Source organism: Chryseobacterium sp. D764 (assembly GCF_019317325.1).
Lineage (GTDB): Bacteria > Bacteroidota > Bacteroidia > Flavobacteriales > Weeksellaceae > Chryseobacterium.
Window position 1 is genome coordinate 2,515,003 of the sequence record NZ_CP079219.1, and the last position, 14,687, is coordinate 2,529,689.

Here is a 14,687-nt window from a genome sequence, read left to right on the forward strand (position 1 = left end):
AAAACTAAAGTCTACAAAAACTCTTTCGGAATCGAAATATTATTCTTTTTCATATACTCCAAAAGATCCTGATATTTGTCTTCATACCCATCTATTCCACATTTATGCGAAATGCTGCAGATATCGGCTGGCTTGATGTCTAAAATAGTTGATATTTTAGTCAGTATCTCCAGGTTGATCTTTACCTTGGAATTCTCAATATCGGAATAAGCCTTCTGGGAAATCCCCATTTCAAAAGCCATGTATTCCTGCGTAAAGTCTTTACTCCTCCGTATTTTCCTGATATTTTGTCCACATACTTTCATCGTTTTTGTTTTAGTAGTTTTCGGTATATTTTAGAAGATTATCTAATAGCTTCTAACAAAGTTAATAAATACCTTTGGCAAAACATTATACACGTTACATGATATTTATTTTCAACATAGAAAAGAGTCAAAAATAAGCCTTTTTTCAGAGAAAATATCACTTCGGTAAACACTATTGGAATTTATGGAGACGCAAAAATTTAATTATGACAATAATATTGTCAGAGCATTCCTCTATGCGACTATCGCATTCGGACTTGTCGGATTTCTGCTGGGGCTTACAGCTGCATTGATGCTTTTTTATCCTGAATTACCTGAATTTTTATTCGGTACGGATGATACAACTATTAAAAGCTTGGCTTCAGGCAATATTCAGGGGCTGATTAATACTCAGGGAGCAATGGGCTTCGGAAGAATCAGAATGCTTCATACAAGTGCTGTAATTTTTGCTTTCGTGTGTAACTCCTTTTTCTGTGGTGCTTACTACAGTATGCAAAGGCTTCTTAAAACCAGAATGTATAGTGATACACTTTCATGGATTCACTTCTGGTCATGGCAGTTGATGATTGTGAGTGTAGTGATTACTTTCCTTATGGGAATCAATACTTCTAAAGAATATGCTGAACATGAATGGCCTATTGACATTTTAATTGCATTCTCATGGATCGTTTTTGGGATCAATATGTTCGGAACTATTGCCAAGAGAAGAGTGAGACATTTGTATGTAGCCATCTGGTTCTATCTGGCAACCTGGATTGCCGTAGCAATGCTCCATATCTTCAATAATCTGGAAGTTCCGCTATCTTTCACAAGCTGGAAATCTTATTCTGTATATGCAGGTGTAAAAGATGCATTAGTACAATGGTGGTATGGGCACAATGCAGTAGCATTTGTATTAACTACCCCTGTATTAGGTCTGATGTATTACTTTATGCCAAAAGCAGCACAACGACCGGTATTCTCATACAAACTATCCATTATTCACTTCTGGTCGCTGATCTTTGTATACCTTTGGGCCGGGCCTCACCACCTGCAATATACAGCTTTACCTGCCTGGGCTCAGGCTGTAGGAACAGGATTCTCTATCATGCTTATTGCACCGTCATGGGGAGGAATGCTGAATGGCCTTCTTACTCTGAGAGGTGCATGGGATAAAGTAAGAGAAAATCCAATTCTGAAATTCTTTGTAGTTGCTATTACCTGTTATGGTATGGCTACTTTTGAAGGGCCTTTATTGGCAACAAAATCATTAAATAAAATTGGTCACTATACCGACTGGGTTATTGGTCACGTACATTTAGGAGCTCTTGGATGGAATGGTTTCATGGCATTCGGAGTAGTATATTATCTGGTTCCGATCATGTGGAGAACGTCTCTTTGGTCTAAAAAACTGGCCAACTGGCACTTCTGGCTGGGAACATTAGGAATTATCTTCTATGCCGTGCCTATGTATATTTCAGGATTCACACAGGGACTGATGTGGAAACAGTTCAATCCGGACGGAACATTATTATGGAAAAACTGGCTGGATACCGTTACCGCGATCATTCCTTACTTTAAAATGAGATTCTTAGGAGGTATTCTCTATCTGTCCGGAGCAATCTTAATGGTCATCAACGTTATCAAAACTGTTAAAGCCGGTTCATTCCAGAAAGAGGTTCCTGCGGAGGCTCCTGCACTGGCCAACATTGGTACTTCAAGAAAAGAAGGTGAAGGAGTACACCTGTGGTTGGAAAGAACCCCTACTCTCCTTTCTATATTAGCTTTTATCACGATAGCAATTGGTGGATTGGTGGAAATTGTTCCGACACTCTCACTGAAGCAAAGTGTTCCGACGATCACGGCAGTAAAACCATATACACCACTGGAACTGGAAGGAAGAGATCTTTATATCCGTGAAGGCTGTAATTCATGCCACTCTCAGATGATCAGACCTTTCCGTGATGAAGTGGTAAGATTTGAAGGAAAAAACGGACAGTATTCCAAAGCCGGAGAATTTATTTATGACAGACCTTTTTTATGGGGATCTAAAAGAACAGGACCGGATCTTCACAGAGAAGGAGGAAGAAACCCAGACTCATGGCACTTCAAACATATGTACAACCCAAGAATTACATCTGCAGGTTCTATCATGCCTCGTTTCCCATGGCTGATCACCAATAAACTGGACCGCGATCAGATGGTGGATAAAATGAAACTGATGAAAAACGCTTTCGATGTTCCTTATACAAAAGCCCAGATAGATTCTGCCAACCAATGGGCAGACAACCAATCAAAAGCAATTGTACAGAGAATCTACTCTGAAGCAACGGATGTAAAAGATCAGATGGTAAAAGAAAAAACAGCAAAAGGATCTGCGTATGTACCGCTTGAACAGAGAGAAATTGTAGCAATGATTGCTTACCTGCAGAGATTAGGTACGGATATTAAAACAACACAGGTACAAACAGCCAGCGTAGAGTAACATTTAAAATTTAATTGCAATGAAAACGAGAACCCCAATTTCAATATATATCGCAGCAACGATAGGTTTAACGATCATGGCCTTTGAAATGTTCGCCAGTGATTCAGGATATTTTTCTTCTCCTTTTTTCTGGGCGCTGATATTAATTGCCATTATCCTCCTGCTGATCATGAATTCTATTGGAGATCTGGTGGAAAATGAAAACTTCAACAGATTATCAGAGGAAGAGAAAAAACAATATCTAACAGAGAAGAATGTGCCTTATTATCAGAAATTATGGAACTCTGCCTTCAAAAAACAATCCGTTACAGAAGAAAAGGATATCCTTATCGACCACGGTTTTGACGGAATTACAGAGCTTGACAACTCGCTCCCAAAATGGTGGATTGGCCTGTTCTGGTTCGGATGTATCTTCTGTGTAGTTTATCTGGTAGCTTTTTCTTTCACAGATTATGCCCATCCGGAAGTGGAATATACCAAAGAAGCAAAAACCATGTTGGCTTCTATTGAAGAGTATGAAAAAACAGCTCCTCAGATCAATCTGGAATCCGCAAAGTACAGTGCTGATAATATAGCAGAAGGCCAAGAACTTTTCAAAACGAATTGTGTTACCTGTCATGGAGACGGGGGAAAAGGAGGAATAGGTCCTAACCTTACCGATACGCACTGGATCAACATGAAAGAAAAAAGCCTGTTTAAAAATGTATTCTGGATGCTTGAAAACGGTTCTCCAAACAATCCTACCATGAGACCTTTCATCAAGGAAGGAACTATCACAGGAAGAGATGCCGAAAAAATTGCCGCTTACATTTACCATATCAACCAGGAAACCGCTCCTATTACCGCCGCACAAGGTGGTGCCGCTCCACAGGGAGAAGAGGTGAAATGGGAAAACGGAAACAACTAAAAAATTATTATCTATCATATAAACCATGCCAGGCCCCCTTTACAACTACACTAACATTTGAATTTCATTTTTGCTAACTAACCTTTTCAACATTAAAAATGATATAAAGGGGGCCTTTTTAAAATAAATATCCATGCCTTAGCTTGTCTTACTCAACTATTCACTTGACAACTACAAACTAAAAATTCCATAATAAGACAGCCAAGGCAGGATTTTTGCATTTGCAAAGGATACCACAACAAAGACTAAGTAAAATAGTATTATTATCTTTGTTAGAAACCACCTCGCATTTGAAACTGAAAATCAACACCACAAAAATTTTAAGGCGTATTGTAATAACCTTTATTTCAATATTGGTTTTTCTTACCCTGTTGATATTAAGCTTAAGGCTTCCTGCCGTTCAAAACTTCATTAAAGACAAGCTTATTGTTTACCTTGAGAAAAAAATCAAAACCAAAGTAAGCCTTGAAAAAGTCTACATTGGATTTCCCAATAGCCTGGTGATGGAAAATCTCTATCTCAAAGGACAGGATGTAGATACCCTTCTTGCGGTGAAGAAACTGGATGTGGGTTTACATATGCTGAAGCTTCTCAATTCTACAGCAGATATTACTTCAGTCAGCATGGAAGGAGCCCGTGCTAACGTCGTACGGAAACCGGATGGCAAATTCAATTTCGATTATATCATTGATGCCTTCGCAACCAGCGACAAAGAAGAAAGTTCTACCAAACCATTCATTATTTCTCTTGATAAAATCAATTTAAAAGATATTGGGGTAACCTTCAATGACCAACAATCCAGGAATGATATTAAACTATATTTTAAGTCGTTTGATACCAGGGTAAAAACTTTTGATCTTAATAAAAACAATTACGCTGTTAATGATATTAATCTTGACGGATTAAAATTAAGGCTAAAACAGGGGCTTGTAGAAGAAGTTGCCCAAAAGGTTGAAAAAAAAGTAGACTCCCTCAATGAAAAAAAACCAATGAATATTGGATTGAGAGGTATTAAGCTTACTCATTTCGACATTGACTATGGTGATGAAAATACCAAAACATTTGCAAAAGTTATATTCAAAGAACTGAGCACCAAGGTCAATAAACTGGATCTTGAAAACAATGCCTACAACGTAGCGAATGTATTTCTTTCCGGTGCGGATATTAATGCCAACCTTTATCTTCCCGCTCAGAATGCTAATCCGAAAAAAACACAGGAACCTGAGGTTTCCAAAGCTTCCGATCAGGATAAAGCCATAAAACTTCTTTTAGGAAAACTTGTTTTGAATGATGTAAAGGCAAATTACAACAACACTGCTATTTCTCCTACCAAACAGGGAATGGACTTCAACCACCTTAATTTTTCAAAAATGAATGTGGAAGTAAGAAGCTTCAAAATGGAGAATAATACTTTTGCAGGCACAGTGAATTCTGCAGAAATCAAAGAAGGGAGAGGACTGGATATTCAGAAATTCAATACAGATTTCGTATATGCAGAAAAGGAGGCTTACCTCAAAGATCTTTACCTTCAAACCCCAAAAACAATATTGCGTGATGAGGTTATTTTAAACTATAACTCCATAGACCAACTAAGCTCAAATCTTGGTGCTGTAAAGATCTCAGCCAACATTAAAGATTCAAAAATAGGATTCTCTGACATTCTGAATCTGGTTCCTACTTTGAGAAATACAGTTCCATTTAATAAATATCCGAACGCTGTTTTAAATGTAAACGCTAATGTAAAAGGAAGCGTGAATGATCTTTTAATTCAGGATCTTAAAGTTTCAGGGCTGGATCAACTGAGGGTAATGGCATCCGGGAAAATTAAAAATGCGATGAATCCTGATCAGTTGTATTACGATCTGAGAATTGGAGAATTTTCTTCCAGTGCCAAAACAATATTCAATCTTGTCCCGAAAAATACAATTCCTTCCAATATTTCCCTTCCTTCCCATTTCAGCATCAAAGGAAATGCAAAAGGAACGACCAAAGTGGTGAATACAGATCTGAACCTCTACTCCACACTCGGAAATGCAGCCGTAATCGCACAAGTAGATATGCGTAAGAAAAATCATGAATTATATGATATAAAAGCAAATCTTCAGGGTATACAGGTAGGAAAAATTATTCAGAATAAAGATATTGGTCCTGTCACCGCACAGATTGCAGCGAAAGGTGAGAGTTTTGATTTTAAAAATGCCAATGCAGATCTGAAGGGACATGTTGCTTCTGCGGTGTACAAAGGATACCGTTATCAAAACATGAATCTTACCGGTAAGATCAACAAAGGGGCTTATCATGTTATTCTGGATTCAAAAGATCCGAATGCCAGTTTACAGCTGACCACGTCCGGAGTGTATGATGAAAAAAATCCTACGGTAAAAGTGAATGGAGAAGTCATCAAACTGGATGTCAACAAACTTGGCTTCTATGAAAAACCGATGATTATTGCCGGAAAAATTGATGGTGATTTCACAAGTCTTGATCCGAATAATCTGAATGGGTATTTAAACCTTAAAGATTTTGCATTCTCAGACACCAAAGAAGTCTATCCTGTACAGGAAGTGAACCTGAAGGCTTCATCTACTCAGGACTCAACCCAGATTATTTTCAATTCTCAGGTGGCAGATTTGGAACTGAAAGGTAAATATAAACTTACCCAGATTTTTGGAGCTCTAACGCAAACTGTCAATCAGTATTATCAGTTCCAGAAGCCGGATAAAAGCCAGAAAATAGATCCGGGGCAGCATTTTACTTTTACAGCCAAAATCAAAAACGATGACCTTATCAGAAAGTTTGTTCCGGATCTGAAAGATTTTGAAACCATCAATCTGGCAGGAAACTATGATGCGGATTCTCAAAAAATTGAAATTGACGGACAGATTCCCCGATTATTGTATGGTGAAAACACCATTGAAAAAGGAACATTGAAAGTCACCAATGAAAATCAGGCATTACAATACAGTCTGAATGTCGCAGCATTGAAAAGTTCGAGTTTTTCTTTAAACAAAATTAATATTGATGGAGACGTTGCGGACAATACCATCCGATACAATGTTACAACTAAAGATGAGAAAGATGCTACTCAATTCCTGATTGCAGGAAATGCAAAATCATTGAATGATATTACAGAAATTTCTCTGAACCCGAACGGATTAAAGCTCAATTATACAGATTGGAACGTTGCAGAAAACAACAAAATCCAGATCAGCAGCAAAGGAATTCTGGCTGACAATTTCATTTTGTCCAATGGAAACAGTGAAATTGCTGTTCAGTCTGAAACCAATAGCCCAAGCAGTCCTTTGAACATTTCGTTGAAAGATTTTAAGATTGAAACCATTACGGAACTTATTAAAAAAGATACTGTTCTGGCAAGAGGAACTATTAATGGGACAGCACAGCTCCGTGATGTTACTAAAAATATGACCTTCACTTCTGATCTGAATATTTCAGATTTAATTGTCTATGGAAGCCCTGTAGGAAATCTTGCTGTAAAAGTAAACAATGCTTCACCGAAGGTTTTAAATGCTGATATTGCGCTTTCCGGAAATAATAATGATGTAAAAATCCTTGGTGATTATAATACGTCTTCCAGTACTTTCGATCTGAATATGGCGATCAATCAGCTTCAGATGAAGAGTATTCAAGGGTTTTCTATGAATGCCATCACCAATACCGAAGGTTATCTTTCAGGAAATTTAAAAATTACCGGAACTACCGATAAACCTAATATTTTAGGGAAAGTAAAATTCAATGATGCCGGACTAGAAATTGCAAAAACAGGAAGTGATTTCAGACATCTGAGTGATGAAATAGATTTTACGAACCGGGGAATCGAATTTGATAAATTTAAAATCAAAGATAAAGACGGAAATTCCCTTGTTGTAGACGGACAGGTTCTGACGCAGACCTACAGAGATTTCGCCTTTAATCTTAATGTCAATGCTAAAGATTTTAAAGTGGTCAATTCAGAGAAATCGAATGATGCGATGATGTATGGTGTTTTGGCCATTGATGCCGGACTTCATATCCGTGGAAATCTTGATCTTCCAAAAGTAGACGGTAGATTAAGCGTGGCAGATAACACAGATTTTACTTTTGTTCTTCCTCAATCCAGCCCTTCTTTACAGGAAAGAGACGGTATTGTAGAATTTGTAGATCAGGATCAGGTGGTTTTAAATAAGACTATCAAAGCAGATTCTCTCAATGCACAGAGCCGTATCAAAGGGATGGATGTAAGCGTTAATATTGAAGTCAGCAAAGAAGCAAAACTATCTTTGATCATTGATAAAGCCAATGGTGATTTTGTACAGCTTCAGGGTGAAGCAGAATTAACCGGCGGAATAGATCCTTCAGGAAAAACGACACTGGTAGGAGTATATGAAGTAGAAAAAGGAAGTTATGATCTTTCTGTAAGTTTCCTGAAACGTAAATTTGATATCCAGAAAGGCAGTACCATCACATGGACAGGTGAACCTACAACGGCTCAAATGGATATTACCGCTGTCTATAAAACAGAAGCTCCGCCTATTGACCTTGTAGAGCAGCAGATCAGCGGAGAAAGTGCTTCAACATTGAATCAGTTTAAGCAAAGAGTTCCTTTCAATGCATTATTAAAAATGAAAGGGGAATTATTGAAACCTCAGCTTACTTTTGATATTACTACCGATGAAAAAAATAATTCTGTATCTACGAATGTAAAAGATGTTGTAGATCAGAAGCTTGCCCAGATCAGAACTCAGGAGTCTGAACTGAACAAACAGGTATTTGCATTATTACTTCTGAACCGTTTTATCGGGGAAAACCCATTTGAAAGCGGAGCCGGAATGTCTGCAGAAACGATGGCAAGACAAAGTGTGAGTAAAATTCTTTCCCAGCAGCTAAATAATCTTGCAGCAGGCCTGATCAAAGGAGTAGATCTTAATTTTGGTCTTGATTCTTCGGAAGACTATTCCAGCGGGGAGAAAAATACCCGAACCGATCTGAATGTAGATATCAGTAAAAAATTATTGAATGACCGACTGAAAGTAACGGTAGGAAGTAACTTTGGACTGGAAGGGCAGGCTCGTCAGAATGAAAATATGACCAATATTGCAGGTAATGTTTCCGTAGATTACAGTCTTTCCAAAGATGGAAGATATATGCTGCGTGCGTACCGTAAGGATGAATATCAGGTTGCTCTTCAGGGGCAGATTATAGAAACCGGTGTTGGATTCATTATTACATTGGATTATGACAAATTCCGGGAGATTTTCCAGAAATCTAAAGAGAAAAAGCAGAAAAAGAATCAAAATAACCAAGTGGTAGAATTTAAATAATGAGTAATAAGTTCCATATCTATTGTAAGTACCTGTTGGTTTCCGGAATGGCATCCACTGTGGTTTCGTGCAGTAATACAAGGTTTTTAAAAGAAGGCCAGATGCTCTACACCGGAGCCAAAGTAAAGATTGAAAATGATACGATTTCTAAAAAAGAAAAAAAAGATCTTCAGTCAGTATTAGAAGCCAATCTTACTCCAAAGCCCAATTCTACATTTTTAGGATTGCGCCCCAAGCTGTATTTTTATAATATAGCCAAAGAGCCTAAAAAAGATAAAGGTTTTAATTACTGGCTTAAATATAAAGTGGGTGAAAAACCTGTATTATTAGGAGATGTTGACCGTGAATTCAATAAAGACATTATTGTAAATTATTCTGAAAACAAAGGGTATTTCAATGCTAAAGCTTCTTATGATACGGTTTCAAAGAATAAAAAAGCCCAGGTCATTTACACCGTAAGACCGGGTTCAAGATATCTGATTGACGGAGTAAAATTCCAGAAAGATTCTACACTGGTCAATCAGGAAATTCAAAGTCTTACTGGTAAAACTCTTCTTAAAAACGGAAGACCATTTGACCTGGATGTTATCAAAGCAGAAAGAGAAAGGATTGATAACAGACTAAAAGAAAGAGGTTTTTATTATTTCCACCCTGATAATATTATTGTACAGGCCGACAGTACGGTGAGCAAAAATCACAAGGTTGAACTTAATGTAAAACTGAAAGACAACACCCCTGATTTAGCAACTCAACAGTTCAGCATTGATAATGTTATTGTATTCCCCAATTACAACATTCAGGATGTAAAGGATGGCAAGTACAGTATCCCAATGAATAAAGATTCTCTTTCGAAATATGCTTTTGATGATATTTATGTCATTGACCCTCAGCATAAATTCAAGCCGAAGATTTTTGACAGAGCTTTATATTTCAAAAAAGGAGATCTTTACAACCGTTCCAATCATAATCTTACCCTGAACCGATTGATCAGTCTGGGTGTTTTCAAATTTGTAAAGAATGAGTTCGTTGTTTCTGATTCATTGAGTCATAAATTTGATGCGTATTATTTATTAACTCCAAGACAAGTCCAATCGCTTCGTCTGGAAGCATTGGGAAGAACCAACTCTGCCAACTATGCAGGTAGCGAACTTAACCTGAACTGGACTCACCGAAATTTTTTCCGGGGAGCAGAACAATTTAAAGCAGCGATCTATGGAGCATTTGATTTCCAGATGGGAGGTGCACAGAATGCTAATAATATTTTCCGTGCAGGAACGAATGTACAGCTTTCTATCCCGAGAATTGTAGCACCATTCCGTTTTCACTCATCTAGTGAATTTGTTCCCAGAACGAATATCACTTTGGGTTATGAATTCCAGAACAGGACACAATATTATACCCTTAATAATTTCACCGGATCATTCGGATATGTGTGGAAGGAAAATGCAAGGAAAGAACATGATCTGAAGGTAATTGATATTACTCTGGTTTCTCCTGCCAATGTTACTGAAGAATATAAAGTCAAATCCGATGGAAATCCTGCTATGAAAAGAGTTGTAGACAAGCAGCTTATTTTTGGCCCTACTTATTCTTATACTTACACCAATACCATGCTGCCAAGAACCAATACCTTTTACTATAAAGGAACACTTGATCTGGCAGGAAATATTACAGGTTTGGTTACCGGAGCAGATGTGAAAAAAGACAAGGAAAAGAAAATATTCGGTATTCCTTTCAGTCAGTATGTAAAGATTGAAAACGATTTAAGATTCTATCATAAGTTTACTGAAAAGTCTTCATTGGCAACGAGATTTATCGGAGGAATTGCTTATCCATATGGAAATTCAGAATTTATTCCTTTCTCCAAACAGTTTTTCTCAGGAGGTAGTAACAGTATCAGAGCGTTCCGTGCAAGAACATTAGGACCGGGAAGTTTTGATCCGCGAACAATAGATCCGGGAACTTATTTTGATCAGTCTGGTGATGTGAAGCTGGAATTAAATGCTGAATACCGAGCTAATCTATATAAATTTTTAAATGCTGCCGTTTTTGTAGATGCAGGAAATATCTGGCTGCTTCATGATGATCCTACAAGACCTGGAGCTAAATTTTCAAAAGACTTTTTAAATGAAATTGCGGTGGGAGCCGGAGTGGGTCTGAGACTGGATTTTTCTATCCTGATTTTAAGACTGGATCTGGCCATGCCACTGAGAGTTCCTTATTATGAAAAAGGAGACAGATGGGCCTTCGATAAAATTAATTTCGGAGATTCAAACTGGAGGAAAGATAACCTTGTTTTAAATATTGCCATTGGATATCCTTTTTAATATGATCAAAAATGCTAAATTTTTCTGGGAGGTTCTGAAAGACTCATTTACAGAATGGAACAATTCTACTGCATCAAAAGATTCAGCAAGTCTTGCCTATTATGCCATCTTTTCAATCCCGGGATTATTGATCATTATTATCTGGGTACTCGGAAATTTCTTTGGTGAAGAAGCCATCCGTGGACAAATCAGCACACAGATCAGCGGTATTATGGGCCCTGATGTTGCTAAAAGTATTGAAGGTATGCTGGCAGGGGCTCTAATTGACAAAAAAAATATTTTTATGAAAGCAGTGGGAGTCGGATCATTGGTTTTCGGTTCTACTACGCTCTTTTTTCAACTCCAGCATTCATTAAATTCACTTTGGGAAGTAGAAGCAGCTCCCAAAAAGGCATTGATTAAATTTCTCCTGGATAGAGCCAATTCTCTGGGGATGATTCTTATTATGGGATTTCTTTTGATGATCACTATGGTTTTATCTTCTCTGATCAGCCTTTTCAATCAGATTATTACCCGATATTTTGGTTTTGAAACCTATATGCTGGTAGAGTTTGTGAATTTTGCTGTAGGATTTGGCCTGGTCATGCTTTTATTTGCTTTAATGTTTAAAGTGCTGCCTGATGTTTTGATCAGCTGGAAGCCAGTATGGAAAGGAGCATTTCTGACGACCCTTTTATTTACCCTCGGAAAGTTTTTATTAAGTCTTTATTTTAACCAGGTGAAACCTACTTCAGCCTTTGGTGCTGCCGGAACGGTTATCCTGATTATGATGTGGATTAACTATTCCTGTATGCTGATCTTTTTTGGCGCCGTATTCACCAAAGTTTATACTTACAAAAAAGGATATAAAGCCATTCTTTCCAAGCATGCAAGATGGACTCCAGCTAAGCTATATGCGGATAGTCTGAAGCAGATGAGCAACCAGCAAACTTCAGAAATTTCAGATTCAAAACAATTCTAAAATATTCCATGTACATATAATAAAAAAGCCTCCCGAATTTCAGGAGGCTTTATTTTTACATTCTGTTTACTGTTCCGATTCCCAGTAGTTCCAACGATTTTTTGATTGTCTTCGCTGTGATATCTGAAATATTCAAACGGAATTGTTTTACATTTTCATCTTCCTGATTCAGAATTGGGTTATTCTGATAGAAAGAGTTGTAGGCCTTTACCAGATCATAAACATAGTTTGCAACCAAAGCCGGACTTAATGTCTCCGCCGATTTGGCTACTACAGTTTTAAAGTTTGTCAGCTGCATAATCAATTCCTTTTCGGATTGATTTAATTCAATATCAGCTGTTTCTGTTTGCAAAGTACCCGCTTTAGACAACAATGATTGAATACGGGCATAAGTATACTGGATGAATGGTCCTGTATTTCCGTTAAAATCAATACTTTCTGCCGGATTGAAAAGCATTTTTTTCTTAGGATCTACTTTAAGCATAAAATATTTTAATGCCCCCAACCCTACTGTTTCATAAGATATTTCTTTATCTTCTTCAGAAAGTGTCTCTAATTTTCCTAATTCCTGAGCTTTAGATTTTGCTGTTTCATACATTTCCTGCATCAAATCGTCTGCATCTACTACTGTACCTTCACGGGATTTCATTTTACCTTCAGGCAATTCTACCATCCCGTAAGAAAGGTGGAACAACTGATCAGCCCATTCATATCCTAATTTTTTCAGGATTTTAAATAAAACCTGGAAGTGGTAATCCTGCTCGTTTCCTACGGTATAGATCAGCTTTTGAATATTGTTTTGTTTAAAACGCTCTACTGCTGTTCCAAGGTCCTGCGTCATATAAACTGATGTACCGTCTGAACGCAGCAACAGTTTCTGGTCAAGTCCTTCATCAGTAAGGTCACACCAAACAGAACCGTCTTCTTTCTGATACAGAACTCCTTTATCTAATCCTGCCTGAATAAGATCTTTTCCTAAAATATAGGTATTGCTTTCGTATTGAACCTGATCAAAGTCAACACCCAGTCTTTTATAAGTTTCATTGAATCCTTTATAAACCCATGAATTCATCTCTTCCCAAAGCGCTCTTACAGTTGCATCACCATTTTCCCAATCCAGAAGCATTTTCTGCGCTTCTTTCATTACCGGAGCATCCTTTTTAGCCTGCTCCTCTCCTGCTCCCTGTTCTACAAGCTCTGCAATTTCTTTTTTATAGTTTTTGTCAAATTCTACGTAATAGTTACCAACAAATTTATCTCCTTTGGTATTTGTAGTTGCAGGAGTTTCTCCGTTCCCGAATTTCTCCCAAGCCAGCATAGATTTGCAGATATGAATTCCTCTGTCATTGATGATCTGAGTTTTGATTACGTCATACCCGGCTTCTTTTAAAATCTGAGCTACAGAGAATCCTAACAGGTTATTTCTGATGTGTCCCAAGTGCAAAGGTTTATTCGTATTCGGTGAAGAATATTCTACCATTACCGTAGCATTTTTCTTTTCTATAACAGAAAAATTTTTGCTTACAGATCTGAAGTTATCTACAAACAATTGGTTTTTAACCTTAACATTAAGGAATCCTTTTACAACATTAAAGCTTTCGAAAATTTCCGTCTGCTCTGTCAAAGCCTCACCTAATTCAACCCCGATACTTTCGGGATTCTTTTTCAATTGTTTCACCAACGGAAAAGTAACAATCGTAAAATCACCCTCAAATTCCGTTTTATTTTCCTGAACTTCCAGCTTGATGTCTTTTAACTGATAGACATTTAAAATAACTTCTGAAAGTTTTTCTTCTATAATATCTTTAATATTCATGTTTCTAAATTCTCTTTTAATACTTATCGCTGAAACATCCTTACAGTATATTTCCGCCTAAAATCTGAGCTACAAATATACGGAAATAAAAAAACCGCCCGAAGGCGGTTTTATAGGTAAAAAAATATTTATTCTTTTCTGAAAACAAGGACAGCCTCGTCATTCCCTGGTGTATTATCCAAGTTTTTGCTGTTGTCATTAATTTTGAGTTCAGTAGTAGAATAGGAATCTATTTCCTTTTTCAATGTTTTGGAAACTCCAGCTTCTGTATAGGTAAGAGTTAATGTCTGATACATTTTATCAAAGGTCCATTTTCCTCCAAAGGAATCAAACAAATTACAATTTCCGGAAGAAGAAGAAACATCATATCTTTCATAAGATCCTGAGAAATCCTGATTTATAAATATGAATCCTTTCTTTTCGCAATCAGTCAGCATTATATCTTTACCTTTAAATTCATACTTATATGGTTTCCAGCTTCCATTAATACTTACATCTTCATTTACAACTGCACGATCATCATCATTGGAACACGATGCAATACTCATTAAAAGAAGAATTCCTATAAAAAATCTCATATCAAAGTTTT

At 37.2% G+C, this 14,687-nt stretch carries 8 protein-coding genes; 5 read left to right on the forward strand and 3 right to left on the reverse strand.

From position 1 onward, the window contains the following. Nucleotides 1-11: 11 nt before the first annotated feature. On the reverse strand, nt 12-305 hold the full coding sequence (locus tag KYG33_RS11365) for a helix-turn-helix domain-containing protein (RefSeq protein ID WP_077418979.1): 294 nt from the start codon (nt 303-305) through the stop codon (nt 12-14). Between the two features lie 184 nt (nt 306-489). Between KYG33_RS11365 and ccoN the strand changes: the two genes are divergently transcribed. From ccoN to KYG33_RS11390, 5 genes are all read left to right on the forward strand, one after another. Continuing rightward, entirely contained in the window at nt 490-2,769 is a 2,280-nt protein-coding gene (ccoN, locus tag KYG33_RS11370; protein ID WP_047388501.1) for a cytochrome-c oxidase, cbb3-type subunit I, read from the forward strand. Nucleotides 2,770-2,788: 19 nt separating this feature from the next. Further along, nucleotides 2,789-3,676 (forward strand): cbb3-type cytochrome c oxidase N-terminal domain-containing protein, encoded by an 888-nt coding sequence (locus KYG33_RS11375; protein WP_219071766.1) that lies wholly within the window; start codon nt 2,789-2,791, stop codon nt 3,674-3,676. Between the two features lie 290 nt (nt 3,677-3,966). Next, complete coding sequence (locus tag KYG33_RS11380) at nt 3,967-8,994, forward strand: translocation/assembly module TamB (protein WP_219073260.1); 5,028 nt, start codon at nt 3,967-3,969, stop codon at nt 8,992-8,994. Further along, nucleotides 8,994-11,321, forward strand: a complete 2,328-nt coding sequence (locus KYG33_RS11385) for a BamA/TamA family outer membrane protein (protein WP_180564569.1) — start codon at nt 8,994-8,996, stop codon at nt 11,319-11,321. The genes KYG33_RS11380 and KYG33_RS11385 overlap by 1 nt, the downstream gene beginning before the upstream one ends. Nucleotide 11,322: 1 nt before the next feature. Beyond that, nucleotides 11,323-12,282 (forward strand): YihY/virulence factor BrkB family protein, encoded by a 960-nt coding sequence (locus tag KYG33_RS11390; protein WP_077418975.1) that lies wholly within the window; start codon nt 11,323-11,325, stop codon nt 12,280-12,282. Between the two features lie 55 nt (nt 12,283-12,337). On the opposite strand, the gene argS is transcribed toward KYG33_RS11390, so the two are convergent. Further along, nucleotides 12,338-14,098, reverse strand: a complete 1,761-nt coding sequence (gene argS / locus KYG33_RS11395) for an arginine--tRNA ligase (RefSeq protein WP_219071767.1) — start codon at nt 14,096-14,098, stop codon at nt 12,338-12,340. Between the two features lie 128 nt (nt 14,099-14,226). Beyond that, a complete protein-coding gene (locus KYG33_RS11400) occupies nt 14,227-14,676 on the reverse strand; it encodes a lipocalin family protein (RefSeq protein WP_077418973.1) in 450 nt (149 codons plus the stop codon). Nucleotides 14,677-14,687: the final 11 nt, after the last annotated feature.